24 protein-coding genes are annotated in these 25,893 nt (G+C 52.7%); 13 read left to right on the top strand and 11 right to left on the bottom strand.

The genetic code is table 11. From position 1 onward, the window contains the following. Window positions 1-452: 452 nt before the first annotated feature. Window positions 453-1,166 carry a hypothetical protein gene (locus tag J0X00_RS02540; RefSeq protein ID WP_282476995.1) on the top strand — a complete coding sequence of 238 codons (714 nt, stop codon included), beginning with the start codon at window positions 453-455 and terminating at the stop codon, window positions 1,164-1,166. Further along, window positions 1,150-1,578, top strand: a complete 429-nt coding sequence (locus J0X00_RS02535) for a hypothetical protein (RefSeq protein ID WP_282476932.1) — start codon at window positions 1,150-1,152, stop codon at window positions 1,576-1,578. Before J0X00_RS02540 ends, J0X00_RS02535 begins: the two co-directional genes overlap by 17 nt. Before the next feature lie 254 nt (window positions 1,579-1,832). Here the strand turns inward: J0X00_RS02535 and J0X00_RS02530 are convergent, their stop codons facing one another. Continuing rightward, on the bottom strand, window positions 1,833-2,978 hold the full coding sequence (locus J0X00_RS02530) for an amidohydrolase (protein ID WP_282476931.1): 1,146 nt from the start codon (window positions 2,976-2,978) through the stop codon (window positions 1,833-1,835). A 184-nt stretch (window positions 2,979-3,162) separates the two neighbouring features. Between J0X00_RS02530 and J0X00_RS02525 the strand changes: the two genes are divergently transcribed. Both J0X00_RS02525 and tyrS read left to right on the top strand, forming a co-directional pair. Next, window positions 3,163-3,981, top strand: coding sequence for a helix-turn-helix transcriptional regulator (locus tag J0X00_RS02525; RefSeq protein WP_282476930.1), 819 nt, complete (start codon window positions 3,163-3,165; stop codon window positions 3,979-3,981). 81 nt (window positions 3,982-4,062) lie between these two features. Beyond that, complete coding sequence (tyrS, locus tag J0X00_RS02520; RefSeq protein ID WP_282476929.1) at window positions 4,063-5,340, top strand: tyrosine--tRNA ligase; 1,278 nt, start codon at window positions 4,063-4,065, stop codon at window positions 5,338-5,340. Window positions 5,341-5,449: 109 nt separating this feature from the next. On the opposite strand, the gene J0X00_RS02515 is transcribed toward tyrS, so the two are convergent. The 4 genes from J0X00_RS02515 to pncB all read right to left on the bottom strand — a co-directional run bounded on the left by J0X00_RS02515 (window position 5,450) and on the right by pncB (window position 9,325). Continuing rightward, complete coding sequence (locus J0X00_RS02515; RefSeq protein ID WP_136487060.1) at window positions 5,450-5,914, bottom strand: heme-degrading domain-containing protein; 465 nt, start codon at window positions 5,912-5,914, stop codon at window positions 5,450-5,452. Next, on the bottom strand, window positions 5,911-6,951 hold the full coding sequence (locus J0X00_RS02510; RefSeq protein WP_282476928.1) for an oxidoreductase: 1,041 nt from the start codon (window positions 6,949-6,951) through the stop codon (window positions 5,911-5,913). Before J0X00_RS02510 ends, J0X00_RS02515 begins: the two co-directional genes overlap by 4 nt. A 1-nt stretch (window position 6,952) precedes the next feature. After that, the gene (locus tag J0X00_RS02505; RefSeq protein WP_282476927.1) at window positions 6,953-7,720 is read right to left on the bottom strand and encodes a DeoR/GlpR family DNA-binding transcription regulator; all 768 of its coding nucleotides are present in this window, start codon (window positions 7,718-7,720) and stop codon (window positions 6,953-6,955) included. Window positions 7,721-8,017: 297 nt separating this feature from the next. Beyond that, the gene (gene pncB / locus J0X00_RS02500) at window positions 8,018-9,325 is read right to left on the bottom strand and encodes a nicotinate phosphoribosyltransferase (protein WP_282476926.1); all 1,308 of its coding nucleotides are present in this window, start codon (window positions 9,323-9,325) and stop codon (window positions 8,018-8,020) included. A 300-nt stretch (window positions 9,326-9,625) separates the two neighbouring features. Between pncB and J0X00_RS02495 the strand changes: the two genes are divergently transcribed. Further along, the gene (locus tag J0X00_RS02495) at window positions 9,626-10,342 is read left to right on the top strand and encodes an NUDIX hydrolase (RefSeq protein ID WP_136487056.1); all 717 of its coding nucleotides are present in this window, start codon (window positions 9,626-9,628) and stop codon (window positions 10,340-10,342) included. Between the two features lie 252 nt (window positions 10,343-10,594). Further along, window positions 10,595-11,881 carry a hypothetical protein gene (locus tag J0X00_RS02490; protein ID WP_282476925.1) on the top strand — a complete coding sequence of 429 codons (1,287 nt, stop codon included), beginning with the start codon at window positions 10,595-10,597 and terminating at the stop codon, window positions 11,879-11,881. Between the two features lie 156 nt (window positions 11,882-12,037). On the opposite strand, the gene fecE is transcribed toward J0X00_RS02490, so the two are convergent. The 5 genes from fecE to J0X00_RS02465 form a co-directional block, all read right to left on the bottom strand. After that, window positions 12,038-12,805 carry a Fe(3+) dicitrate ABC transporter ATP-binding protein FecE gene (fecE, locus tag J0X00_RS02485; RefSeq protein ID WP_218561689.1) on the bottom strand — a complete coding sequence of 256 codons (768 nt, stop codon included), beginning with the start codon at window positions 12,803-12,805 and terminating at the stop codon, window positions 12,038-12,040. A gap of 3 nt (window positions 12,806-12,808) precedes the next feature. Beyond that, entirely contained in the window at window positions 12,809-13,771 is a 963-nt protein-coding gene (fecD, locus tag J0X00_RS02480) for a Fe(3+) dicitrate ABC transporter permease subunit FecD (RefSeq protein WP_136487053.1), read from the bottom strand. Then, window positions 13,768-14,736, bottom strand: coding sequence for an iron chelate uptake ABC transporter family permease subunit (locus tag J0X00_RS02475; protein WP_282476924.1), 969 nt, complete (start codon window positions 14,734-14,736; stop codon window positions 13,768-13,770). Before J0X00_RS02475 ends, fecD begins: the two co-directional genes overlap by 4 nt. 32 nt (window positions 14,737-14,768) lie before the next feature. Next, the gene (locus tag J0X00_RS02470; protein ID WP_218561686.1) at window positions 14,769-15,668 is read right to left on the bottom strand and encodes a Fe(3+) dicitrate ABC transporter substrate-binding protein; all 900 of its coding nucleotides are present in this window, start codon (window positions 15,666-15,668) and stop codon (window positions 14,769-14,771) included. Between the two features lie 164 nt (window positions 15,669-15,832). Then, complete coding sequence (locus tag J0X00_RS02465; RefSeq protein ID WP_282476923.1) at window positions 15,833-17,989, bottom strand: TonB-dependent receptor; 2,157 nt, start codon at window positions 17,987-17,989, stop codon at window positions 15,833-15,835. A gap of 247 nt (window positions 17,990-18,236) precedes the next feature. On the opposite strand from J0X00_RS02465, the gene J0X00_RS02460 reads away from it, so the two are divergent. Together J0X00_RS02460 and J0X00_RS02455 are read left to right on the top strand one after the other, a co-directional pair. Beyond that, window positions 18,237-18,548, top strand: a complete 312-nt coding sequence (locus tag J0X00_RS02460; RefSeq protein ID WP_218561684.1) for a hypothetical protein — start codon at window positions 18,237-18,239, stop codon at window positions 18,546-18,548. Window positions 18,549-18,862: 314 nt separating this feature from the next. Beyond that, window positions 18,863-19,483 carry a triacylglycerol lipase gene (locus J0X00_RS02455; protein ID WP_136487048.1) on the top strand — a complete coding sequence of 207 codons (621 nt, stop codon included), beginning with the start codon at window positions 18,863-18,865 and terminating at the stop codon, window positions 19,481-19,483. A 489-nt stretch (window positions 19,484-19,972) separates the two neighbouring features. Here the strand turns inward: J0X00_RS02455 and J0X00_RS02450 are convergent, their stop codons facing one another. Beyond that, a complete protein-coding gene (locus J0X00_RS02450) occupies window positions 19,973-20,857 on the bottom strand; it encodes a LysR substrate-binding domain-containing protein (RefSeq protein WP_282476922.1) in 885 nt (294 codons plus the stop codon). A gap of 183 nt (window positions 20,858-21,040) precedes the next feature. Here J0X00_RS02450 and hisC point away from each other — a divergent pair, with 183 nt between their 5' ends. The 5 genes from hisC (at window position 21,041) to J0X00_RS02425 (ending at window position 25,795) form a co-directional block, all read left to right on the top strand. Beyond that, entirely contained in the window at window positions 21,041-22,114 is a 1,074-nt protein-coding gene (gene hisC / locus J0X00_RS02445; RefSeq protein WP_282476921.1) for a histidinol-phosphate transaminase, read from the top strand. 23 nt (window positions 22,115-22,137) lie between these two features. Next, on the top strand, window positions 22,138-22,911 hold the full coding sequence (locus tag J0X00_RS02440; RefSeq protein WP_282476920.1) for an ABC transporter substrate-binding protein: 774 nt from the start codon (window positions 22,138-22,140) through the stop codon (window positions 22,909-22,911). Between the two features lie 274 nt (window positions 22,912-23,185). Next, window positions 23,186-23,662: a transcriptional regulator SlyA gene (slyA, locus tag J0X00_RS02435; RefSeq protein WP_136487044.1), complete on the top strand. Its 477-nt coding sequence runs from the start codon at window positions 23,186-23,188 to the stop codon at window positions 23,660-23,662. A 15-nt stretch (window positions 23,663-23,677) separates the two neighbouring features. Then, complete coding sequence (locus J0X00_RS02430; protein WP_136487043.1) at window positions 23,678-24,739, top strand: HlyD family secretion protein; 1,062 nt, start codon at window positions 23,678-23,680, stop codon at window positions 24,737-24,739. Between the two features lie 12 nt (window positions 24,740-24,751). Next, the gene (locus tag J0X00_RS02425; protein WP_282476919.1) at window positions 24,752-25,795 is read left to right on the top strand and encodes a DUF2955 domain-containing protein; all 1,044 of its coding nucleotides are present in this window, start codon (window positions 24,752-24,754) and stop codon (window positions 25,793-25,795) included. Window positions 25,796-25,893: the final 98 nt, after the last annotated feature.

The raw sequence follows: 25,893 nt of genomic DNA, 5'->3' as shown, positions 1-25,893 counted from the left end.
CACCAAAGAACCGAAGCGCCTTTCTGGTTACTCTTTGGCAAGGCAAAGAGTGACTGGCACGCTTGCACCAAGCTCAAAGAAACCAAGAAAGCCAAAGCGTGACATACAACCCCACGAAACCATTAACCCTAGCAACCAGCGCAACACCACGATGATATTTTCGCTTTTCGGCGTAGGGAACGCCTAAAATCGGCCCGGCCAGCACCAAAGAACCGAAGCGCCTTTCTGGTTACTCTTTGGGAAAGCAATGAGTGATAGCCAAAGCTCATGAATAATTGCCGACCGGTCTAGAGCAGAAATAAAACACACCTCTATCTGAAAGAATGAACGTAGATAATTCCGTTCTTCAGGCAAATTCTGGCCTGAGCGAGCAAATTCAAGCACGCCAACAAAATGGTGAATATGATGTTTCTCCTGCAGGTCAACGTGTTAATGATCGTTTAAAATTGTCGATGGATGAACAATGCTCTCTTGAAGATGAAATGGAAAAAAATCATCAACATGTTGTAATTGCTGACTTAGAAGATGCACATAAAATACTGCACAATCTTTGGGCTGAGGCTGGTCGTGATACAGCTACGATATCAGCTAGCATTAACACGGCAAAGTCTTGGTTTAATCATACAGAACCGATGTTTAACGCCCACTCCATAGCAAAGCAATTTGGTGATATGGGAGTTAAAGCAGATATCGTTGAAAGTAAAGGACGTACATTCATCGCCTTTTCAGGAAGCAAGAATGGTGCGCCGCTAAAACATGCAATAGTCAACAGAACTCGAATTAAACTAGACGGTAAAAAATACCCATTGAATTCATTCAAAGTGAGTCAAGCAGGCTTTAGCCCAAAAGCGAGAGCTTCGAATTTTCGGGGAGCTGCGGCTCTTACTTTTATCGTATCAGCAAGCATTGCAACAACAGACCTTATTTTCAAAGACGATTACCATCTCGTGGATTGGTTTGGTAATGTCGGGGCAGACATGTTTAAAGCACTTCTACAATATGGTGCAGGAGAAGCTATGTTACTTACCGTCATCGCAACAACTGGGTCGATTTTAGCGGCAGGAGCAGCAGTTGCATTTACTTATCTGATTATTGAATGGACTTGGTCAGAAGTGCATGTAAACAAAAATGTAGTTAAGGCTCTAAAAGATGTTATCGAAAACTAAAATCCGAATACTTTCCGTTTTAATGCTGACTTTTACCGTAGGTGGCTGGCTGTGGATGTCTACTGGCTTATACGAAGACTATATAGACATTCTAAACCGACGTCCGGAAGTCACACTGTCAATTATATCTCTATGGGTTCCAGTAGGCTTTTTAGGCACACTGTTATCATTGATGTTTATGGGAAGCGTAGCCATTTATACTGGCAAACAAGCGCGATTGGTTATTGACGCTAAATGGATGAAATTGGCGAACAGGGTGTGTATTTACTTCGCATTAGCCGGGATAGCCTTTGCAGCAGGCTGGACCTATCACTCGCTGGACCTGCTCGATCGATATGGCTACGTTTACAGCTCAGATCTAACTAAGTTTACGCCTACAGGCATTCATTTAGTCTATGTTCTGGCGAGATAACAAATCAAACACAATGCGTAGCGCTAGGCTGAGCTTTTGAAACCACCAAATCAGGGCAAAAAATCAGGACGATTTTTAAGGTTTTTGGCGTCGGGAACGCCTAAAACCGGCCCGGCCTGCATCAAAGAACCTAAGCGCCTTTCTGGTTACTCTTTGGCAAGGCAAAGAGTGACTGGCACGCTTGCACCAAGCTCAAAGAAACCAAGAAAGCCAAAGCGTGACATACAACCCCAAGAAACCATTAATCCCCCCCCTCAAAGCGCAGCTTCATCCACGCCATGAAGCCCTGCCACAATACTGGCGAAGATATCCCGCCCGACTGGCGTCAGGACATCGGGAAAATCGTAATCCGGATTATGCAGTTGCGGGCTTTGCTGGCCGGAGCCGAGCACAAACATCGCCCCTTCTTTCGCGACCGCAGTGAACTGGCCGAAATCTTCTGACCAGCGCATCGGCTGATCCAAAATCGTACATGGCGTGCCGGTTTCCTGGCAGGCTTGCACTACCCGTTCGCAGCCCTGTTGTGAGTTTACGCTGGCCTGGAATACATCCTGCCATTCGAGTTGGCAGCCTAAACCATATTTATCGGCATTGGTTTGCGCCAGTTTGCTGGCAGCTTCCACCAGGCTTTGCATGGTTTGGTTACTTTCGCTGCGCAGGGTTGCCATCACCACCGCTTCACCCGGGGCGGTGCCGAAGGCCACTTCGCCTAGTTTGGCATGGATCACCGTCACCCAGCAGCGCTCGCTGAGGTACTGCGGCAGCGCGGTGAGCTTAGTGACGATCTCGCACATCGCCATGGCCGGGCTGACACCGTTTTCCGGGTGCGCCGCGTGGGACGTTTTACCGTGCAGACGGATGATCATGCCGCGCGAGGCGCAGTTAAACGGGCCGGCTTTGACCGCCACATGGCCCAGCGCCAGGCCGGGGTAGTTGTGCAGCGCAAAGGCGTAATCCGGCATCAGGCTGGCAAAGTTAGGATCATTGACCATATTAATCGCCCCTTCACCGGTCTCTTCGGCGGGCTGGAAGGCGAGTATAACTCTGCCCCTCGCCGGGCGGCGGGTACTGAGCTGCTCGCCCAGCGCGCTGACAATCGCCATATGGCCGTCGTGGCCGCACTGGTGTGACACGCCGCTGTGAGTGGAGCGGTGAGCAAAGGTGTTAGTCTCTTCGATGGGCAGTGCATCGAGTTCACAGCGAATCAAGGTTGTCAGCCCCGGCTGCCGGCCCTGATACACAAAAGCGAGCCCACTGCCGCCAAGGCCGGTGAGGACTTGATCAGGCTTAAAATGTTCAAACTGCGCCACAATGCGCTGCGCGGTCTCCTTCTCCTGATTGGACAATTCAGGAAACTGATGCAGGGTATGACGAAATTCGGTCCAGCAAATCTCTGCCATAAATAATGTCCTCCGTGACCATGGCATAAGTGCATTGAGCCAGAGTGCCGTAAGTGTGTCGACAATAGATTGAGCGAGTTCACACTTTATCCTTGATAACGGCTCAGCTTGACACTCGATTTGCCCGCCGCCAGCAGGCATACTGGGGTAAAATTATAGCTTCAGTCACACGCAAGGGATGCTCATGCAGGTCAGTTATCAGGAATACCACGCACTCGGTGAAGCGATCAGCGCGCTGCACAGCCCGCAGTTCAGCTCGCGTCTTATTGACGTACTAAAAAGCGTACTCAGCTTCGATTGCGCGGTGATTCTCGGCCATCGCCTGGATAAACATCCGATCTATTTGTATGACTCACTGCCGGCCAGACGTGAACTGTTGTTCCAGCACTACCTGACCCACGCCTATCAGCATGACCCGTTTTATCTCAAAGTGGCGCGCGAGCACAGCGAAGGTGTGTTTCACTGGCGCGAGGTGGCGGGCAGCGAGTCGGCGCAGCGCGAATATCAGCATCAGTTTTACTCCGCAACCGGCTGGCAGGATGAAGTCACCCTGGCAGTCAATCTTGCAGGCCAGCGCAGTATAGTGATTCATCTCGGTTTTCTGTCACAGCACCATCCTGTCACCAAAGACGAGATACATGCGCTGCAACAACGCTTTGTCACGCTGGCCGCATTATGCCGTCAGCACTGGAATCCGCAGCCGTTGCTACTGGCTGAAAGTGGTCAGGCGCCGCAGGATCTGCGCCACTGGGTAGAAGCGGCAATTGCCAGTTTCGGACACGCCCGGCTCAGCCCGCGCGAGCAGCAGATCACGGCGCTGTTGATTCAGGGCCTCGACTCACAAGACATCGCCGAGCAGCTCGGCATCCGTCATGGTACGGTGAAAAACCATCGTAAACGCATTTACGCCCAGCTCAATGTCGCCTCGCTGAGCGAACTGTTTCAGTTGTTTTTAAATCACCTGATCGCAGCCGGCTACCCATCAACGCCCAAAGCAGACTAAAACAGCGTGATTGTCCCTTTAGGGACATCGCCCCGCGCGCATCGTTTGCTTATGCTGCCAACATCAATGATTGGAGGCAGTATGAATTCAGATATTTTGTTTAATGACCTGAGCGCGCGCGGGCTGATCGCACAGAGCACCGATTTGGCAGAGCTGCGCCAGCTGTTTACTACACCGCAAACCTTATACTGCGGGTTTGACCCCACGGCGGGCAGTTTACACATCGGCCATCTGGTGCCCTTGCTGATGTTAAAGCGCTTTCAGGATGCCGGACATCAGGCAATAGCCCTGGTAGGCGGTGCCACCGGGATGATTGGCGATCCGAGTTTTAAAGCCACTGAGCGCAGCCTGAACGATGCAGGGACTGTCGGGCAATGGGTTGCGGATTTAAGCGGCCAGATTACGCGGCTGATGACCCCGCATCTCAATCAGCCTATCCAGTGCGTCAACAACGCCGACTGGATGAAAGATATGGATGTGATTCGCTTTTTTCGCGATATCGGCAAGCATTTCTCAGTGAACAGCATGGTTAACCGTGAATCGGTGAAGCAGCGGCTTGAGCGCCCGGATCAGGGCATCTCGTTTACCGAATTCAGCTACTCGCTGCTGCAGGCGTATGATTTTGCCCATCTCAACCACAGCCGGCAGTGTCAGTTACAAATCGGCGGTAACGACCAATGGGGTAATATTGTCAGCGGTATCGACCTGACCCGCCGCCTCCATCAAAGCAAAGTTCATGGCCTGACTCTGCCTTTGATTACCAAATCCGACGGTACTAAGTTCGGCAAAACCGAAAGTGGCGCGGTGTGGCTGGATGCAAGCAAAACCTCGCCGTATTCGTTCTACCAATTCTGGCTCAATTGTGATGACAGCGATGTGTACCGCTTCCTCGCCTACTACACCTTCTTATCCATGGAGCAGATTGCCAAGATTGAACAGCAAGACTCACAGCGCCAGGGCAAGCCGCAGGCGCAGCAGATCCTAGCCAGTGAAGTGACCCGCTTTGTGCATGGCGATGAAGGGCTCGCCAGTGCGCAACGTATCAGCGCTGCGCTATTCCGCGGTGAATTGAATCAGCTCAGCGAAGCCGAGTTAGGTCAGTTAGAGCAGGACGGATTGCCATGCTTCAATATGACACGCAGCGACATGACACCCGGAGAGGAAGTGGTTGCCATGCTGCTTTCCAGCGGACTAGCCGCTTCCAAACGTCAGGCACGCGAATGGCTGACACAAGGGGCGATTCGGATCAACGGAGAACGCTGCGAAAGCGCGCAGATTACCGACCACTTCGCCCTGTTCGACCGTTACTATGTGCTGCAACGTGGCAAAAAGCAGTTTGTACTGGTCAAGCTGGGCTAAGTTTACACTGTAAACAGCCGCCGCTTAGTGCAACAAAAAAGCCCCTCGCGGGGCTTTACACTTTGTGTATCGGATAAGCTTTATTACACAAGCTTTAGTTCTACAAAGATTATTGCTGGCTGAGCACGTTTTGCAGTGCGTCTGCCACCAGCTGATGGTCTTCTTCCTGCGGCAGGCCGGAAACGGTCAGCGCGCCGACCAGGCCGGAGCCTTGGATGCGGATCGGGAACGAACCGCCGTGGCCGCAATACTCGTTGGCATCAACATGCAGCTGCGCTTCAAATTCACGCTGTTTCTGCGCGTTGTACAGCGACAGGTAATAGGTACTGTGGTTGTACTTGAGCACCGAGTTGCGCTTGCGGCGTACCCAATCAAACTTGTCAGCCGCCGTGCCCGGCATCGCATACTGGAACAGTACCTGACCAAAACCAAACACTTCAATCGCTACCGCCGCGCCGCGTTGCTCTGCCGCCTGCTTGAGTGCACAGCCCAGTTGCCAGGCTGTCTCGTGATTGAAGTGCTTGAGCTGAATTGTCGCTTCCTGCGCCAACACATCATCCAGAGTCAGGCTCATAGATTCACCTGAATCGTCTGGCCGGTTTTGCTGCTTTGCAGCGCCATTTCAATCAGCGCAATATTATGCAGCGCTTCTTGTGGCGGTACCGGGTTGGCGGTGCCTAAGCGAATCGCATCGGCCACCGCTTTGAAGTACAGCTGGTAGCCGCCCAGCTCGGTTTTCACCGGCTCAGAACCTTCTTCGCTGTACAGCACGCCGCACAGGGATGCCTCTTCAGCAGCCCACTCAGGCGCTTCCGGCAGGAGCCCTTGTTTCAGGTAACCTTCCTGCGGATCCAGACCGTATTTTTCAAATTTGGTCTTTGAACCCAGCACTTTGTAGCGCAGGTTGGGCTCCGGGCTGTACAGGTTAGAGTGCAGGTGCACAATGTGCTCCGGGTAGTGCAGGATCAGGTTGTAGTAATCGATGGTGGTAGAGCCCGGGCGCATCAGGCGGCACTGAGCGTTGATCGCCTGTGGCAGGCCAAACAGTATCAACGCCTGATCCAGCAGGTGCGGTGCCAGATCAAACAAAATGCCGCCGCCGTCTTGGGCCTGTTCGCGCCAGCGCTGACGGATTTCCGGACGGTAACGGTCGAAGTGCGATTCAAACAGTTTCACTTCACCCAGCGTACCTTGTTCAATCAGCTTTTTCACGGTCAGGAAGTCACCATCCCAGCGGCGGTTGTGGAATACGCTCAGGGTCAGACCTTTTTCATCGGCCAGCGCAATCAGCTTTTCGCCGTCTTCGATGCGGGTCACGAACGGCTTTTCGACAATGACGTTTTTGCCGTTTTCCAGCGCGCGTTGAGCGAGCGAGAAGTGAACATCATTCGGAGCCGTGATGATCACCAGCTCGGCATCGCTGTTATCGAGAAGCGAATTGGCATCAGCAAACCACTCAACTTCCGGCCAGTCAGCTTTGACGGCATCCTGCTGACTGGAGCTGATCGCGCTCAGCTCCAGCTCCGGCAGGGTTTTAATAAACGGCAGATGGAAGGTTTTCGCTGAGAAGCCGTAACCAATCACGGCTGTTTTTACCGGGGCGTAAGTCATATTAAAGCTGTCCTTCTTGTGGGGTTGCCACGATGCATTGAATATCGTGACGTTCAAACAGTTGTTGTAGTGCGGCTGTTGGCGCTGCGTCGGTGATCACCATGTCAATGGCGGCGATATCACATACATGATGGAAGTTTTCGACGTCCATTTTCTGATGTTCACACACCAAAATCACCTGCTCGGCCTGCGCCATCATGGCCTTCTTCATCGCTGCTTCCTGCTCATCGTTGGTGGTCAGGCCGCGTTCAGATAAAGCGCACACACCGATAAAGGCTTTGTTGACATGATAGCCGGCCATCTGTTGCTGCGCCTGAGCGCCAAGTACCGCGCGGCTGTATGGGTCAAAATGGCCACCGAGCAAATGAACGGTCAGCTCACTGCTCAGCTCTGTATTGGCGACAATATTAACGGAATTGGTCACTATGGTGGCCGGCACGGCAAGATAGCCCGCCATCAGCGACAAGGTAGTGCTGGTGTCGAGCACCAGATAATCCTGCTCATCCACCAACTCGGCGGCGCACAACGCCATGGCATGTTTGGCCGCGCTGATGGTTTTACCGGCGTAAGGCTCAGTTTTGGCGGAGACCGGCGCCGTCATCGCACCACCACGGATACGCTGAATACCGGGCTGCTGGGTAAGCTTGACCAGATCGCGCCGCGCCGAGTCACGCGATACACCAAACTGCTGGCAAATTTCGTTCAGGGTAATTTTACCCTGCTGCTCAAGCAGCAGGGTTAAGTGGATCAGGCGTTCGTCTTGGGTCATTTACTTATAATTACGTAAGTGGTTTTAATGCATTATGCCCAGTTTCGCGATTTGATGCACGAAAAATATACCGTACACAGCTTTGACGTTACGTACACTGCTTTAACGTTAAGTGAGGAACCCGCTTAATGGGCAGATTTCGCGCATAAAAAAGCGGCGTTAAACGCCGCTTGATTGCTGGATGTGGATGTGTGGCTGTGATTCAGTCGCTGTGTTGACCGCACTCGATTAGCGCGAAGTCAGCGCATTTATCTTGTCTAATTTATCTTGTCTATCTAAGCCGCGACGAAAGTCGGATCAGGCGGCTGCGATATACTGCCGCTTAAGCTGCTTTTGCCGACGCAGCTCCTCAACCAGTGCATCGACATCCAACTCAATATTGAAACGACGCTTGAGGTTAGCGAGGAAGATTGGGTCTTCACACATCGCTTTTTCCGGTTCATCGCTGATTTTCGCCACCGGACGACCGTTACATTCAGTCAGCTTAATCACAATCGACAGGGGTTGATACGCCTTGCCTGCCTGATTTTTCCAACCTGCCAGATCGTTGGTCAGGAAGGTGCCGATACCAAATGAAATCCGCACCCGGCCGGCAAAGTATTCACACAACTCCAGCGCTTCATCAAAGTTGAGGCCGTCGGAGAAGATAAACACTTTCGAGCTTGGATCAATTCCCATGCTAGCGTAATGCTCCAGCATGCGATCACCCCATTTAAACGGGCAACCGGAATCATGGCGGATCCCGTCAAAGGCTTTCGCCAGGTGCATGTTGAAATCCTGCTGGAACGCATCGATGGTCAGGGTATCGGTCGGCGCAATCGACAGCTGGCCGTCAAAGGCCGTCAGCCACTGCTCCAGCGCGACGCGCTGAGAATCACGCACGTTGACCAGTGCCTGATGTCCCATAAACCACTCATGGGCGATGGTGCCAATCGGTTTGAGGTCAAACTCACGGGAAAAATGATAGTTACTGGTGCCCAGCAGCAGCTCCGGGATCTCCTGCTTGAGGTACGCCATCACGTCGCGCTGTACCTGGCCGGAAAAACGGCGTCGGGTGCCCATTTCAGTCAGTGAGAAGTTGCTGATGCCGCGCTTGGCGATTTCCGCTTTGAGTTTCTCTACTTTGCCGGCCAGCACCTCGATTGGCAGTTCGGCCGGAACGTCAGCCCAGCGGCGGCGGTTACGCACCTCCGATACAATCGACATAATGATGGTTTCGTACAAAATGGTGTCGCGCCAAGTGCCTTGGATCCCAATCCGCAACTGATGTTTACCCTCTTGCTTGACCACGCCCATTTCAATCTGACGCTCAGGCTGGAAATGGAAATAACGCAGAGACTGCAAAAACGAGCTTTTCAGATGCGGTGAACTCTGTTTGAGGTAGACAATATCGGCATCGGAAAAACGCAACGACGCCAGATGCGCGATCTCATCGCGCACTTCATCCAGCAGGTCACTGACGTCTTCATCACTGCGCACAATCAGTTCGTAACGCACCTGAACATCAGGATAGAGCGAGTGAATCGCCTGCATCATGTTGATTTTATAGGCGTCGAGGTCCAACAAACTGCGGATAATGCGGGGAGAAAACAGGCCAGCGTTCATAGTGCTTTCCTTTGGTTCACGGCAAGGATAACTCATGTTAGTAACATTGTGTTCTTAACTCATGCCGGAACAATAAATGAGCACATCCTGTTTGTCAACTTTTGTGACAAACCCTGCAGCCATTCATATCCATAAACTTAGATGGTTAAGCAGAGGAACCCGCCTATTTACAGCCCTTTAACCAGTAAAAAGCGCCCTGAGTATTTGGACAAAATCAGTTTGTCACAATTGGTTATTTACATTTGACCACGCCGTCGCGCTTGCCTAGAATGTGACTCGTTGTTTGCCAGGAAAGCTAATATGATCGTCACCATAGATATGATTTGTCTCCGTCTTGCGCCACAAGGGATCCAAACCCTGCTGGTCAAGCGCCGCAACCCCAATCGCCCGGATTGCGGCAAATGGGCGGTACCGGGCGGCCTGGTGTACGATGAAGACATGACGGCATCCGGCGGCGAACCGGCCGATGAGGATTTTGAATCCGCCCGGCGCCGGATCTGCCGCCAGAAAGTGCACACCTTTCCCAACTTCATCAGTGACCCTCTGGTAGACGGTAACCCGAAACGCGACCCGGACGGCTGGAGTGTGAGCATCTCCCATTACGCCCTGCTCAACCCGTCCAATGTGCGTCAGATTGAAGACTTTGGTATCGACAGTGAGCGTGCGGGCTGGTTTGATTTGGCCCCGCTGCTGCGCGGCGAGAAAGAGCTGGCCTTTGACCATGTGGCGCAAATTCAGCATGCGTGGAAAAAACTGCGGGCCGCCGTGGAGTACACCTCGGTGGTGCTGTTTTCGCTGGAAAAAGAGTTTCTGGTCGCCGACATCATCGAAGCCTACGCTAAATTCGGAGTGGAAATGAACCGCATGACGGTCAAACGCCGCCTGATCGATACCGGAGTGATTGTCAGCGCCAATAAAATCGCCGCGTCCTGCAAAGGCAAAGGGGGCAAACCGGCCACCATTTACCGACTGGCGAGCAATGAAGTGATTTACTTTCAGACCTGCCTACGCGGTTGACGGAGCGCTGACTTTCCCACGGGCATTTCGCCTATCCGCTCTGATGCCGCTAAACTTTTGCGCAATACCTTGCTTAAAATTCAGCCCTTGACTATTGCGTAACTTAAAAAGCTTTGATAATGATCACATTCGTTGTTGAAGTTTTGATCACCATCCTAATTTAAGCTTCAAAGACTGCAAACACGAAGCCGGATTCAGACACCAGGTCTCTTATTCTCCCGACTTTCCGTACTCAATCACATTAAGAACGCTATGACGCCTTTTATCGCCGCTTCCGGCGGCTGGCTGCTGATGATCAGCCAGGTAATCTCTCTTTGTGCCCAGATGACCGGGCTTATCAGCGGCTATTGGGCCGGCGTACCTATCTGGATCGCCGCCGCTCTGTTTATTACTTATATTAAGCCCGCGCAAAAAAAACAGATTGTCCTGCTGCTGGTGATTGGTCTGGCCGGCCTGATTTACGGCATGAGCCACGGTGCCGATATGCTGTATGTCCGCAAAGCGCTGGAAGCAAACCAGAACGTGGTCACCATGCTGATCGGGGTCGGCTTTCTGCGCATTTTTGCGGTGGAAAGTGTACGCAGCGGCGAAACGCTGCCGCAAGGTAAATCCGCCCTGCTGCGTACTTTGTTTGGAACCCATCTGTTTGGCTCCGTCCTTAATATGTCTTCAGTGATCATTGTCGGCGATAAGATCGCCGCTCAGGGTAGGCTTTCCACCACCCAGGGGCTGGTGCTGCTGCGGGCATTTGCCGCCTGTGCATTCTGGTCACCGTTTTTCGCTTCCATGGGTCTGGCGCTGATCAGTGCGCCCGGTGCCCAGCTCAGTACTCTGGTCGCCTACGGTATTCCGGTAGCCTTAGTTGCCCTTGGCCTGAGTGCCTGGCACATCTGGCGTCAGCCTGACAGCGATTCACTGGCCGGTTATCCGGTCACCCTGTATTCACTATGGATGCCGGCCCTGCTGGCGGTGATCGTGATAAGCGCCCATGAGCTGTTTCCGCACGTCAGCGTGCTGTCATTAGTCACCCTGACCGCGATTACCTTTACCGCTGGCTGGCTGCTGTTGAAAAAGGGCAAACCGGGTGTGCGCATCGCGCGCAATCACATTAATGTCGGTATCGCCAGTTCGTGTGGCGAAGTGGTGCTGTTTGCCGCCGCAGCGATGCTGGCCTCCGGTGTCGCGGCGACGCTGATGGCGCTGGATATTCAGCTCGCACCAGCCCATTTCGGCGCCTTTGAAGCCTGTATTACGGTACTCGTACTGATTGTTCTGGCGATGACCGGCATGCATCCGGTCACCAGTGTGGTACTGGCCGGCAGTATCCTTGCCCCTTCGGTCAGCGACCCGAATCTGCTCGGCATGACGCTGCTGATGGGCTGGTCGCTGGGTATCACTCTGTCGCCGTTTTCCGGTATTCAGCTCAGTATCCAGTCACGCTATGCAGTGGGCACCAAAGCGCTGCTGAACGCAAACTGGCGCTATATCGGGATGATGTATCTGGTGTGCAGTGCGATGATCGGCTGGTACAGCCTGTAACCTGTGTTGCTCTCATAGATACCATTTGACCCGAGCGCCCTGCGTGGCAGCCGCAGTGATAGTGTCCGCCAGTTCAAAAAGCAGCCGCCACTGACAATCCACCGTCCACCACCCCGGCATCGGAAACGGCGCTCGCCTTGTCGCCTGTTGCCGTTATCAGCGCACCACACACATCGGTGTGCCAGCGATCGGGTCCTGATGGATTTCCGCATCCAGCTCAAACACACTGGCCAACAATTGCGGGGTCATTACCTGCGCCGGACGGCCTTCACTGACTATGTGTCCGTCCTGCATTACGATCAGATGATCGCAGTAACGACAGGCCTGATTAATATCATGCAACACAGTGACAATGGTTTTGCCCTGCTGATTTAAGCTGCGCATCAGCTTCATTAGTTCAACCTGATGGTTGATATCGAGGTACGTGGTCGGCTCATCCAGCAGAATAAAATCGGTGTCCTGCGCCAGGGTGAGTGCCAGCCAGACCCGCTGGCGCTGACCACCGGACAGATCTGACACCGCTTTATCCGCAAAAGAAGCAACACCGGTCGCCTGCATCGCCTGCTCGACTATCTGCTTGTCTTGTGCCGAGAGCTGGCCCCAGAAACCGGTGTAAGGACTGCGCCCGTAAGCCACCGCCTCACGCACTGTCACGCCTTCCGGCGGCTCCTGTGACTGCGGCAGCAGCGCTAGATGCTGCGCCAACGTACGCGATGCCACCTGTTCAATCGGTTCACCCTGCCATAATACCTGCCCGCTCTGCGCTTTGAGAATGCGCGACAACGTCTTGAGCAAGGTCGATTTTCCGCAACCATTCGGGCCGAGCAGTGCGGTTATTTTACCCGCCGGAATATCGACATCGACCCCTTTCACGATCGGGCCTTTGCCGTAGCCGACAGTCAGATTTTCAGTACTTAAACGCATCGGTTATCTCATCTTAGTTAGCAGGTATAAAAAGTAGGGCGCGCCGATAATAGCCGTCATAATGCCGGCCGGCAGCTCAAGGGGCGGAGCAATGATGCGCGCCGCCAGGTCAGCGACCAGCAGCAGCAAAGCCCCCACCAGCATCGCGGTCGGCAGTAAGTTCTGATGCCGCCCGCCGACCAGTTGCCGTGCCAGATGCGGTGCCACCAGACCAAGGAAACTGATCGGTCCGCACACGGCAACCGCCGCCGAAGTCCAGATCACTGCCACCAGCAGCGCCGCAGCGCGTACCCGGTTGACCGAAATACCGAGGCTGAGCGCACGTTCATCGCCCAGAGTGAGCAGATTCAGGGCGTGACTGAGCCACAGCATGACAGGCAACGCGGCCCACCATGGCCACAACAAAGTGAGCTGATCCCAGCCGCGTCCCCATAAACTGCCGGTCAGCCACAGCAGAGCATTGTTGATTTCCAGTGGCTGGGTCAGGATAAGAAAGTCTATTCCGCTGCCGTACAAAGCAGCCAGCGCGACACCTGTGATGGCCAGTTTGACCGGAGCGGTCTTGCCGCCGCACACCAAAGCCAGCACCAGTGCCGAGGCCATACCGCCGCACAAAGCGGCCAGCGGCAGCCAGTAGACCGACACCGTCGGCCATAAGGTCATCAGGGCCACCGCCGCCAAACCAGCGCCATGGCTGACACCGAGAATATCCGGCGATGCCAGCGGGTTACGAATCACGCCCTGGATCAGTACCCCGGCGCTGGCCAGCATAGCACCAACCAGAATCGCGATGACAATCCGTGGCAGGCGATAATCATGAATGGTGAAATAGTGCTCACTGCCGGGAAACAGACCGTCCCACACCTGCGGTAACGGAATATGTACCGCGCCAAGACTCAGGCTGGCCACGGACAGCACAACAATCCCGCCCAGCAGCAGGCATTGCGTTTTGATTAAGGAATTCATGCGCGATTTCTCACCAGATACAGAAAGCAAGGTGCACCGATCAGTGCCAGAACAGCACCGGCCGGTGTTTCGGTCGGAAACACCACCGCCCGGCTGATGATATCGGCCAGCAGGGTCAGCATCGCACCAATCAGCATTACCACCGGCAACAGACGCCGGTGATCATAGCCCACCAGTAAACGCGCCATATGCGGCACAATCAGGCCGACAAAAGCGATCGCTCCGACCGTGCTGACACACAAGCCAACCAGCACCAGCACTGCCAGGCCAATCAGCACCCGCAGCAGAGTCAGATTAACGCCTAAGCTTTTGACCCGCTCATCGCCCATCGCCAGCACGTTAACCTTGGGAGCCAGCAGCATACTGAGTACCAACGCTGCGCTCAGGCCCGGCCAGCTCATCTGCCAGGTGTCCCAGCTGACATGAGCAAACGAGCCCGCCAGCCAGGCCATCACACTGGCGGCCTGATCTTCCTCCAGAATGACGCTGGCTTTGGTCAGAGCGCCACACAGGGCTGAAATTGCAATCCCGGCCAAAACCAGCTGACCGCGCTCTGAGCCCATTTTCCAGGCGCCGCCAAGCAGCATCACTAACCCCCAAGCCGTGAATCCGCCGATCATAGCCGCCACCGGAGTCGTCAGAGCTGAAGACGCTGCAAATACGGTGCTGACCAGTGCCATACCCAGTGCCGCGCCGGCATTGACGCCAAACAGGCTCGGTGACGCCAGCGGATTGCGGGTCAGCCCCTGCATTAATGTACCGGCGCAGGCCAGACTCGCACCAACCAGTGCTGCCTCCAGCACCCTTGGCAGACGAATTTCGCGCACAATCATGTGCGACATCACCTGCTCATCCGGCGCCCACAAGGCCGTCAGCGCTGCAGCGCCCGAGACCGGCACCGCCGAAAAGGCAAACAGCGCCCACCAGGCAACCAGCAATAAAAACACAACGAGCGTGGCAACCACGCTCGTCTGTTTTAGCTTGTCAGCCCGGCTCATCAGGCGTTAACCAGTTTAACCAGATCGGCCGCCATATATTCCGCCGCCAAGATACCGCGGCAACGCGCCCACAGGTTGCCGTCAACGTGCAGCAGATGCTTGGCGCGCACTGCATACAACAGTTTCCACAACGGTTGCTTTTCCCAACGGGTAATGATGCTGTTTTGGGTGTAATCTCCTACCACCAGATAACCGGGGTTGAGTGCCAGCAGTTGTTCCAGACTGATCTGACGCGACGCATTTTCGTTTTTCAGTCCGGCCGGAGAATCGAGGCCCAGAGCGTGAATCACACCGCCAGCGTAAGAGTCCGCTGAGTGAGCGTAAAAACCGTTTTCACGCGCGACACCAAACTGCACCACAGGCTGTTTAAGTGTCGACAACTGCCTGGCGTAACCTTGCATAGTCTGCTGGTGCTCAGCCAGACGTTGCTGCATCTGCTTATCTTTACCCAGGACTTGACCAATAATCGCTGCTGATTTGAGGTTATCCTGATAGGTTTCGCGGCGTGAAGGCAGCAGCAGCGTCGGCGCAATTTTCTGCAAATCACGGTACACCGATGAATGACGATCGACATCAGCAATAATCAGATCCGGTTTGAGCGACGCAATCACTTCCAGGCTTGGCTGGGAGCGGGTACCAACCGATGTCCACTGCGCTAGCTTATCGCGTACCGCAGGCAGCAGGCGATTGGGGTCATTATCATCGGCAATCCCGACCGGGCTGACATCCACCGCCGCCAGAGCATCAACAAAAGAAAACTCCAGCGTGACAACGCGCTGCGGTACATAATCTAAGGTGAATTCACCGTGACTGTCCGTCACGGTCACGGCAGAGGCCATAAAGCTCACCCAACATCCCATTAGCACCAGACTACGTGCTATCCAACAAGACCATTTCATATCTATTTCCTAATTTTCGTGATCATCAGCACCTTAATGCTGCTCTCGATTGTACTGATTTCGATTTCAGATGAAACGAAAATTGCAGTGAGAATTATTTTTAGTTACTCACTTAACTTACTCTTAATGAGCCACAAAAAAGTCCGGCTAATGCCGGACTTAGGTTAAAAATCGTAGCTTGCGGTCAGATAAACCCGACGCTGCTCGCCCGGGAAATGTCCGGTACGATCGATAAAGCCACTGACGGCATACTTCTTATCAAACAAGTTCTTTACGTTGAGCTGCAACAGCCAATCCTGCCAGCGTGTCTGCCAGGAAGCATCAAACACAGTATACGATTTGACTATCTGGCCGCTCTGGTTGTACTGCTCGCTGACATGGTCGGCGCCGAAACCCACCGACGAATCGATCGCCGTCAGATCGTAACGGGTCCATAGCCCCAACTGATGGTGCGGCGCGTTCGCAAAGCGGGTTCCCACTGTGCCGCTGATACCATCGTAAGCCTCTTTGACCCGGGTATCGTTGTAGGCATAGCTCAGATTCGCAGTCCAGTTATCAGTGACATCGGCCAGCATATCCACTTCCACACCCTGGCTGCGCACCTTACCAAACGCCACTGAGCGTGTATCGTCATCCGGGTCTGCCTGGAGAATGTTCTCTTTAGTAATATGGTACAGCGCCAGATTGACGTTTAGGGCATTATCGAACCAGTAACTGCGTACCCCGGTTTCAAACATCAGGCTTTCTTCCGGATCAAACGGACCACCGTTAGACGACGCCTGATCCGCGGCATCCTGCGGGACAAATCCGGTCGCGACCACGGCATACGGGTGCCATTGCGGGTTGATTTTGTAAGTCGACCCCAGACGGTAGGACATGCCAGAACCGGTATAGTGCTCTTCGGTCGAGTTCTTGATGTCGTTCACTTCATCCTTAAAGCCATCAATGCGCAGTCCGGCCAACACATTCCACTGCTCGCTAATCTGCCATTGATCTTGCGCATAGGCGCCATAACGTTCAGAGCGTGAATCGGTCTGTTTAGACAAACTTAAGGTATAAGCGGAAGTGTCAGCACCATACACCGGATTGGTCAGACTCAGGCCACCGACACTTTTGGCGCGGTAATAGACATAGTCTTCATCAATGCGGTAGTAGTCTCCGCCAAACAGCAGCGTGTGATCACCCAGTAGCGCAACGAGATTCGCCGATACCGAACCTGCTTTATTATCGCGAACCTGATCGCGGAACTGACGCTTGCTCCAGTCAGCCACACCATCACCATCGGTATCTTCCAGCCCGTTCGGCTCATGGTATTTCTGATCTTCGCTGTTTTCGTAGTAACGCAACGTTACATCACCGCTCAGCCAGTCGTTGAAGCTGTGATCAAGACGCAACTGATATACCTGCGCTTCCAGATCCTGAAAATCGGACGCTTCGTTAGCGTTCCAGTCGATGTCAGCCAGAAAGTTACCCGCATCATCGGTCGGGATACCACGCAGACGGGCACCGCCGTAATGCTGGATAATATCGGTGAACTGAGCCGTGACCGTGCTGTCTTCGCTCATGTCCCAGCTGTAACCAAGATCAATGATGCGGTTGCGTACATCAGTATTGGTGCGGGACGGATTTTCATGATCCTGGTAAATCGCCACACGATAGCGCTGGCTGGCATCATCGTTAACCGGCCCCGACAGCTCAACGCCGCCACTGACAAAATCCTGGTTGCCCGCCGTCACAGAAACACGGCGCTGGGTAGTATAAGTCGGTTTCTTGGTGACATAGTTCATCACCCCGCCCGGTTCGCCACTGCCCATCACAGCAGAGGACGGACCTTTCAGCACTTCCACCCGTTCGATATTAAACAGTTGTGGAATGGCAAAGCCGTTAAACGGGTCTCCGCGCACACCATCATAAAGAATTTCATCCTGACGAAAACCGCGGAACGTCACCCCGGAATAGGAATACTGGCTGACACCACTGACAGAGCGATACAGATCCGTTATCTGACGCGCGCCCTGATCTTCGATCAGTTGTTGCGGCAATACCTGAATAGATTGCGGCGTGTCGTCAATCGCGGTCGGCGTTTTGGTCGCCAGGCTGGTTTCATTCGCCCGGTATAAAGAGAGCGCACGACCATAAACCGTCATAGTGTCTTGATCGGCAGAGCTGGTTTCAGCATCGGCAGAAGAAGTCACAGGCTGCGTGGCAAGCTCGATTGAAGTTGCATTATCTGCGGCAAACGCTGCGGTGCCCAATCCTGGCGCACCTAACCCGGCAACAATAGCCAGGCAAAGAGGATGAAGTTTTGTTGGGGCTTTCATTAAATTTATTATGATGTGGTTCGCAAAAACAGGGCAGGAATGTAACTAATTTTCATTTGCATTACAAATGGTACATGCATTCATCATGGGCATTATTTCGCCGTACAAAATAGAAACGCTGATTATTTGTTCGATATTTTTGAAGAAGTCGGACAACTTTATCTTATCGATAAAAGTGTGACGTAGATCTAATATTTCTTCCAAGCACTACGGTGCTCAACAAACTTAAATCAAGAGGAAATGAACCATGACTAAAGTCACTTCAATCATCACAGCTACTCTTCTTTCAACCACTTTTGCCGCTGGTGCAATGGCTGCCGATCTGAGCATGGATGTCGCTACTCAAGATAACCTGGCAACGGTATCTCTGACTCAAAATGGTCAGGCTGTGGCAAACTACCCGGTTCAAATTCAAGGTCAGACTTACCTGACTTCTGAAGATGGTACGCTGACTTACAAAAACTACGCACCAACTGCACGCACGCTGAAAATCGTCGCGGAAGACAGCGCAGGCAATCTGATTGTGAAACAGGGTTTCGTTGCTCGCGATGACGGCTAAGCCGATATTTATGAGAAAAATGGAAGGAATATTCAATGGATTTGAATAAGACTATTTATCTTCGGCAGCTGAGGACTTCCCGGTCCGGCTGCCGATTTTCTTCCCCAAGCCGAAATTTCACCCCGGCTTTCATGTCATTATTTGGCATCCCATCAATAAAATCATTTCCCTTTCACCCAAGACTTCAATCTGATTCAATGCGTTAATGCTGCTGGTTAGCGGCAACCTGCTCACGTTCCTCCACTCGGTTGGTGCTTTCCTTTTGTGCTGGCAGTGGTTAAATTGGTTGTCTGATCCTTGGCATTGAATTCGCGATGAAAATTATCATATTGCACGGTTTGTATATGCATGGCCTGGTTATGCAGCCACTGAGCCAGCGTCTCACCAAACTCGGCTATACCACTCAAGTGCTCAGTTACAACAGTGTGGCCATCGATGCAGGTAAAGTGTTTCGCGCTATTGATGCAGCACTCGATTGCAAGCAGACAAATATTCTGGTTGGCCATAGTCTGGGTGGCTTGATGATTAAACATTATCTCGCTTCACGTCAGCCTTCAGCACAACAGATTAGCCATGTGCTGGCGATTGGCTCCCCCCTGCAAGGCGCGTCGATCGTCGCTAAGATTCAGCAACTCGGTTTGGGTGCTTTGCTTGGCAACTCAGCCCGTTATGGTCTGCAAGCGCATGAGGATAAGTGGCGATTTCCGCAGAAGCTGGGCAGCATTGCGGGAACTGTGCCTATCGGGATGCGCCGTTTGCTGATGGGCAATGAGCCGCTGTCGGATGGGACGGTCACGGTGGAAGAGACTAAAATCGATGGCATGACCGACCATATTGAAACCCGCACTACCCACACCAGTATGATCTATAACGACTATATCGCGCGCCAGATCGATCACTTTATCCGCAGCGATACATTCAACCCAGACCTCTAGCACTTTCCTAAACACCAAAAAAAAACCGGATAAGCGAGCATGGAGTGAATCGCTTATCCGGCAACCAGGTGATTGGCTTGCGCCTTATCGTCTAAAAAAGCTTGAAAGCGCCAATATCTGTGGCGCAAAAAGCCTGCTGTCACCGCTAATCAAGCTCGGACGACGATATTCATCCAAGGAGAAATAGTCACTTCCGAGCAACAACCACGGGCATAGGGCAGTGCGAACCATGTGTCCGGCAAAGAGCAAACGGCTATCAGTGTTTCGCTGTCAGCACTTTGCGGACTGGAACAGCGGCAGTTATGACCTCTGCTGCTGTTATCAATGGACCCCGCCACTATAACCCTCTTCAAGCGGTCAGGCAGGCTGCTTTTGGCTATTACTCTGATAGAGAAAAACGATAACGCCGCGGGTGAATACACGGGTGCTTATTGATAAGGAGACTCATGGATACGGTGGTATAAACGACCTCTGCGCCGTACAGCACGTTTAACTTAACGTCGCCTGATAACCGTCCACCAGCCAGTTCTGGAGCAGATCGAGCATGGGATTATCACTCTGCTTGGGAAACAGAATCGAGTAGTTGTAGCCGGACGGCACCGCATCACTAAAAGGTGAGACCAAGCGGTGCATCGCCAAATCCTGCGCGGCCAGTGTTACATCCCCCACGGCAATGCCAAAGCCTTGCTGCGCGGCATTCATCGCCTGGTCCAAGGTAGAAAAATGCTGGTTACTGCGGCTTGATAAGCCGCGCTGACCATGATGGGCCAGCCACAACTTCCAGTCGCTTTGCTCACTGTTAGCATGCAGCCAGGTCATTTTGGTCAGCTGTTCTAACGACAAGGTCTCCTGCCCTTCGGCAAGCAGTTCCGGCCGGCAAATTGGCGTCAGCCGCTCTTCAAACAGTAACTGGCTGACCAAATTTGGCATCTTAGTCGCTTTGCCATACAGGATTACCGCATCATACCGATCAAAGTCAGGCTCAGGATGATGCTTAATGGTTGAGGTCAATGCCACATCAATTTCAGGATGCGCTTCCTGAAACGCCATCAGCCGCGGCAGTAACCACGAAGTCACACAACTCGGCGCATTGAGTTTAATACTCGACGGCGTGCTGGAGACATCATCAATCGCCATACGCAAGCGGCGCAAAATATCTTCAGCGTGCGGGACAAATTTCAACCCCTGCTGAGTGAGGCTCAACCCGCGCGCATGACGATAAAACAGTTTTACTCCCAGCAACTCTTCCAACGACTGGATCTGCCGGCTGATCGCCCCCTGGGTCAGATTCAGGGCGTCCGCAGCTCGGGTAAAATTCAGGTACTCAGCCGTGGCCAGAAAGGCCTGCAGGGTTTTGGTAGAAGGAAGATGCATAGTTCGCCTTTAGCCATGATTTTTTATCATGGCTAGTATGTATTTATTTCGATTCCTTTTACAAATACTTTTTGTTTGAATGAATCATCTGTTGATTAATTTGCAAATAAAATCACTTTAAATGCAATTAACAGCATAAAAAATCATTTAATGCGACAAAATAATAGCAGCCAGAGGGCATTCATGTCATCCATCGCATCTACACTGGCACCAGAGGCCATAAAAAAATTAATACCTTACCAGTCTGCTCGCCGGATTGGTGGCGCGGGTCGGGTCTGGCTGAATGCCAACGAACTGGAGCACGCAGTGCAATACGGTGAATCGTCACAGAATTTCAACCGTTACCCGGATTTCCTGCCGCACGACATTGCCAGGGCTTATCAGGATTACTGCCAGGTCACTTCACCTGTGGTTGCCGTGCGTGGTGCCGATGAAGCGATTGATCTGCTGATCCGTACTTTCTGTCAGCCAGGCAAAGACAAAATCGTCGTCTGCTCGCCGACTTATGCCATGTATGAATTCTGTGCCGATGCACTGGCGATTGAAACCTTGCATGTACCGCTGGTTGGCGATGCATTTGAGTTGGATACCCAGGGTGTTATCGCTGCGGCTAAGCAGGCCAACCTGGTTTTCCTGTGCTCACCAAACAACCCGACCGGTAATCCGCTGTCGCAACCAGCGATCATCGAGATTCTGGAAGGCACGCAGCAAGACGCCCTGGTAGTGGTTGATGAAGCCTATATTGAGTTCGAAATTGACCAGAGCGTGGCAGCACTGATTGCGCGTTACCCGAACCTGGTTGTGATCCGTACGCTGTCAAAAGCATTTGGCCTGGCGGCGGTACGCTGCGGTTTTATCATCGCCGATGAGAGCGTCATGGAATACGTTGCCAAACTGATTCCACCGTATCCAATGCCGGATTCAAGTGCCACTATCGTACTGGACGCCCTGTCCGAGCAAGGCCTGCATAAAATGCGTACCGTAACCAATCAACTGATTGAAACCCGCGATTGGTTTATCAGCCAACTGGGTCAGTACGATTTTATTGAAAAAATTTACCCGTCCGCGACCAACTTTGTCCTGCTGCGCACTCGCGCCGGAGAAACTCTGTTTGCGTATCTGCTCAAGCAAGGTATCGTGACCCGTAATCAAAGTCATGACCCAGCGCTGAGAGACTGTGTGCGTATCACTGTAGGTAGTCAGCACAGCATGCAAGAAGTTGTTGCCGCACTGAACGAATATTCGTCACAATCATAGATGTACAGAAAAGGAATTTACTCATGAAAAAATTTGCTGTTGGCCTGGCTTGTATTGCCACCCTGTTCTGCTCTGCGACCTTTGCTAAAGAAGTTCGCCTGGCGTCCGACTTCACCTACCCGCCGTTTAACTACAAAAACAGTGAAGGTCAGCCGGTCGGTTTTGATATCGAAATCGCAGATGCGCTGTGTAAACAAGCTCAACTGGAGTGTACCTGGGTATCACAAGGCTGGGATTCCCTGATCCCTAGCCTGCTGGCACGTAAGGTTGACGTGATTATGGCGTCGATGCGTATTACCGAAGAGCGCAAGAAGAAAGTCCTGTTTACCAACAAGTATTACCAGACTCCGGCCCGCTTTGCCGCCAGCAAAGACGCGACCTTCACCATTGATAAAGAAGGTCTGAAAGGTAAGGTGATCGGTGTACAACGTGGTACCACCGTTGACCGTTACGTCACGGACAAATTTGCCGATGTGGCAGAGATCAAACGTTACGGCGGCCAGGATGAAGTTTACATCGACCTGCAAAACGGGCGTCTGGATGTGACTATGGCAAACGCCGATCAACTTGGCCTGGCGTTCCTGGACAAACCAGAAGGTCAGAGATTTGAGTTCAAAGGCGAAGCAGTGACTGATCCGGCCTACATTGGCTTCGGTACCGCCCTGGCGCTGAGAAAACAGGACCAAGCGCTGGCAGAGAAGTTTAACAAAGCGATCGCGGAGATTCGCGCCAACGGCACTTACGACAAGATTGCGGCCAAGTACTTTAACTTCGATATCTATGGCGCAGACCTTTAACCGCTGCGGCGCCAAAGAACCGCTTATAAGCACAAGTTCCCTGCATAACTAAGCTTATATTGACCTGATCGATGATGATTAAGCCACGCACTGCGTGGCTTTTTTTATTTCCCTTCAGCAATGCTTATTCATCACCCCGGCCAGATTTCAGCCCAAACCACTTATTCTGCATGCCAATTGGTCTTACTTTTTATTGTGATTTTACTCACAAAATATTTACTTAGCAGGCTAACTAAATTATATTACTTAGCCTGCTAAGTATTTAAGGCCCATTATGATCCAAGACATCAACAATCTGTATGAATTGACCCTGGCCGAAAAGCTCGCCCGCGTCTCCCGCCTGTGGAAGATGGTGGCGGATCGCGAACTGTCTCCTTTGGGGTTAACTCACCCGCGCTGGACCGCTTTATGGAAGCTACAGCGTCTGGGGGACAACATCAGCCAGAAACAATTGGCGGATTCCCTCGAGATTGAACTTGCTTCATTAATGCGTACTTTGAAACAGCTCGAAGAGCAATCACTGATAACCAGACATCACTGCATAAGCGACAAACGGGCACGCATCATCTCGCTCACCGATGAAGGCCGTTTATTGATTCAGCAAATGGAGACGCGCATTCTTCAGGTCCGCCGCCAGCTGCTGAGCGAAATCAATGACGATGAGCTGATGAAGTTGAGCCAGATCCTGGAACAGATCTCTGAAAACGCTCTCGAAGCCCTTAGCACTCTGTCAGACCAACCTTCAATTTAAGAGACATTTAATTCTATGACACCCGATCAAAAATTCGCTCGCTGGATCAAATACTCCTGCATTGGATTTGTTTTCGTCTTCGCGTATTTTCTTATTGCCGACCTCACCATGCCGTTGACGCCACAAGCCTTAGCGACCCGAGTGGTGACTAAAGTGGCTCCGCGTATCAGCGGTCAAATTACGGCGATTCACGTGGAAAACAACCAAGTGGTGCATAAAGGTGACATCTTGTTCGAGATCGATCCGCAGCAGTATCAACTGGCCGTTGACCAGGCTCAGCTCAACCTGGAACGCGTCATGCAGGATAACGATCAGCTGGATGCTTCTATTATCGCCGCCAAAGCCGATGTGGATGCCGCTAAAATCGTGCTTGAACAACGCGAACGTGAATACCGTCGTTTAAACACGCTGTTATTGCGTAACGGGACATCGCGTCAATTACGTGATGACGCTCTGAGTGCCGCGACCGCGGCTAAAGCCAACCTGGCGGCAAGTCGTGCGCGTCTGAAAGAACTGGAAGTCAGCCGTGGTGACATTGACGATGACAAAAACGTCAATATCCGCGTCGCGCAAAACCAACTGGCCCAGGCAGAGCTCAATCTGTCTTATACCAAAATAATCGCAGACAATGATGGCATCGTAACCAACCTGCAACTGGATACCGGTACCTACGCGGCGGCCGGTAACCCGCTGCTGGCACTGGTGGATAACCAAGTGGATGTGATTGCGGACTTTCGCGAAAAGAGCCTGCGTCATTTCGGTCACAACAGCCAGGCAATGGTGGCGTTCGACAGTAAACCGGGTCAGGTTTTCACTGCTGAAGTTGGTACGATTGACGCTGGTGTAAGCTCAGGCCAGTTTGATGCCGACGGCCGTCTGGCAACCCCGACCACATCAAACCGCTGGGTACGTGATGCGCAGCGTATGCGCCTACACCTGATCATGCACGATGAAGAGCTGCAGAAACTGCCCGCTGGTGCACGTGCGACGGTACAGTTGCTGCCAGAATCTCCGGTTCTGAACTTACTGGCGAAAGCGCAGATCCACTTTCTCAGCACCCTGCACTACATCTATTAATCGGGAGATGGTATGAGACTTTGGGATCATCCATTATCAGGAAATGATTTGCGCCAGTGTCTGCGTATCGCGACCGGCGCCACGCTCGGGTTTACTTTTAATAAAGTCATGGGCTGGGATAACGGGGTGTTTTTTACCGTTACCCCAATGCTGCTGCTCGGTATGATTCCAGTCATCAGTGCCCATGCCGCACGGCAGGTGATGGCTTCTGCCGTGGTGTGTGGCCTGGAGGTCGGTATCCTGGGCGGCCTCTTTGGCGGTCACCCGGGCATGATGACCATCATTGCGTTCTTCCTGTTCCTGAGTAAATTTGCCTGCATGTCCAAGGGGCCGCTGTTCCTGTTTGGTGCCAACAGTGTGATTAACCTGAGTATCATGCTGCATTTTGCCAGTTACCCGACGACCGATCTAAATGTTCTGATCACGGATAACATCGTAGCCTGTTTCCTGTCAGTACTGATTGCCTATCTGGTGACCTTTTTAATTCCGGATCTAGAACCGCGTCAGCCACCCCCACGCCCAGCCGAACCGAAAAAGTCGCACCGTCTGCGCCATGAAGCACTGATGGGCTCGGTAATGGCAACACTCTCATTTGTGGTGTTTCAGATTGCCGATCTGCAGGACTCACTGTCTGCCCAGGCCACCACGGTTCTGATGCTGTTTCCGATGCACTGGAACGGCGCTATGGGTTACGCACGTAAACGAGCAATGGGTACCATCATGGGTGTGACCTTTGGTCTGATAAGCCAAATCTTACTGTATGACTGGTCAGATACCCTGCTGTTCGTGATCCCGCTGCTGTGGATTGGCCTGATGATTTTTGGTTATATGCACTGTAAAGAGTCGAGTGGATCCGGTGCCGGTTTCGGCGGTATGACCACGTTAGGCATTCTGTTCGGGCAGTACCTGGCTCCGGATGGCGATTTGGTCTTCAGTGCCCTGTACCGGGTCAGCAGTATTTTTGGGGCGATCGTGATCACCCTGACGGTTGCCTACGCTGTACACCGTATTCTGAACCGTTTTGCAGCGACCCGCTTTGGTCCGGTAGAAAGTTAGACTGAAAGCAACGTAGCGCCAAACATCCCCATGATGCTCTGCAGCCTGTGCTCAGAGCATCATTTTTTTGCGCCCGTTCAGCCTTCTTTATCCGCCAT

This window comes from Vibrio sp. ABG19, from assembly GCF_029962385.1.
In the GTDB taxonomy this organism is placed as follows: Bacteria; Pseudomonadota; Gammaproteobacteria; order Enterobacterales; family Vibrionaceae; genus Vibrio; species Vibrio ostreae.
This window is presented reverse-complemented; position numbering and strand designations above follow the sequence as displayed.

What these genes read in the sequence shown, in the direction of transcription:
- J0X00_RS02525 (WP_282476930.1), top strand. Translation starts at nt 3,163, where the DNA reads ATGCAGGTCAGTTATCAGGAATACCACGCACTCGGTGAAGCGATCAGC.
- fecD (WP_136487053.1), bottom strand. Translation starts at nt 13,771, where the DNA reads ATGAATTCCTTAATCAAAACGCAATGCCTGCTGCTGGGCGGGATTGTT.
- tyrS (WP_282476929.1), top strand. Translation starts at nt 4,063, where the DNA reads ATGAATTCAGATATTTTGTTTAATGACCTGAGCGCGCGCGGGCTGATC.
- slyA (WP_136487044.1), top strand. Translation starts at nt 23,186, where the DNA reads ATGATCCAAGACATCAACAATCTGTATGAATTGACCCTGGCCGAAAAG.
- J0X00_RS02440 (WP_282476920.1), top strand. Translation starts at nt 22,138, where the DNA reads ATGAAAAAATTTGCTGTTGGCCTGGCTTGTATTGCCACCCTGTTCTGC.
- pncB (WP_282476926.1), bottom strand. Translation starts at nt 9,325, where the DNA reads ATGAACGCTGGCCTGTTTTCTCCCCGCATTATCCGCAGTTTGTTGGAC.
- J0X00_RS02515 (WP_136487060.1), bottom strand. Translation starts at nt 5,914, where the DNA reads ATGAGCCTGACTCTGGATGATGTGTTGGCGCAGGAAGCGACAATTCAG.
- J0X00_RS02530 (WP_282476931.1), bottom strand. Translation starts at nt 2,978, where the DNA reads ATGGCAGAGATTTGCTGGACCGAATTTCGTCATACCCTGCATCAGTTT.
- J0X00_RS02460 (WP_218561684.1), top strand. Translation starts at nt 18,237, where the DNA reads ATGACTAAAGTCACTTCAATCATCACAGCTACTCTTCTTTCAACCACT.
- J0X00_RS02470 (WP_218561686.1), bottom strand. Translation starts at nt 15,668, where the DNA reads ATGAAATGGTCTTGTTGGATAGCACGTAGTCTGGTGCTAATGGGATGT.
- J0X00_RS02495 (WP_136487056.1), top strand. Translation starts at nt 9,626, where the DNA reads ATGATCGTCACCATAGATATGATTTGTCTCCGTCTTGCGCCACAAGGG.
- fecE (WP_218561689.1), bottom strand. Translation starts at nt 12,805, where the DNA reads ATGCGTTTAAGTACTGAAAATCTGACTGTCGGCTACGGCAAAGGCCCG.
- J0X00_RS02490 (WP_282476925.1), top strand. Translation starts at nt 10,595, where the DNA reads ATGACGCCTTTTATCGCCGCTTCCGGCGGCTGGCTGCTGATGATCAGC.
- J0X00_RS02425 (WP_282476919.1), top strand. Translation starts at nt 24,752, where the DNA reads ATGAGACTTTGGGATCATCCATTATCAGGAAATGATTTGCGCCAGTGT.
- J0X00_RS02535 (WP_282476932.1), top strand. Translation starts at nt 1,150, where the DNA reads ATGTTATCGAAAACTAAAATCCGAATACTTTCCGTTTTAATGCTGACT.
- J0X00_RS02430 (WP_136487043.1), top strand. Translation starts at nt 23,678, where the DNA reads ATGACACCCGATCAAAAATTCGCTCGCTGGATCAAATACTCCTGCATT.
- J0X00_RS02510 (WP_282476928.1), bottom strand. Translation starts at nt 6,951, where the DNA reads ATGACTTACGCCCCGGTAAAAACAGCCGTGATTGGTTACGGCTTCTCA.
- J0X00_RS02455 (WP_136487048.1), top strand. Translation starts at nt 18,863, where the DNA reads ATGAAAATTATCATATTGCACGGTTTGTATATGCATGGCCTGGTTATG.
- J0X00_RS02450 (WP_282476922.1), bottom strand. Translation starts at nt 20,857, where the DNA reads ATGCATCTTCCTTCTACCAAAACCCTGCAGGCCTTTCTGGCCACGGCT.
- J0X00_RS02505 (WP_282476927.1), bottom strand. Translation starts at nt 7,720, where the DNA reads ATGACCCAAGACGAACGCCTGATCCACTTAACCCTGCTGCTTGAGCAG.
- hisC (WP_282476921.1), top strand. Translation starts at nt 21,041, where the DNA reads ATGTCATCCATCGCATCTACACTGGCACCAGAGGCCATAAAAAAATTA.
- J0X00_RS02465 (WP_282476923.1), bottom strand. Translation starts at nt 17,989, where the DNA reads ATGAAAGCCCCAACAAAACTTCATCCTCTTTGCCTGGCTATTGTTGCC.
- J0X00_RS02540 (WP_282476995.1), top strand. Translation starts at nt 453, where the DNA reads ATGGATGAACAATGCTCTCTTGAAGATGAAATGGAAAAAAATCATCAA.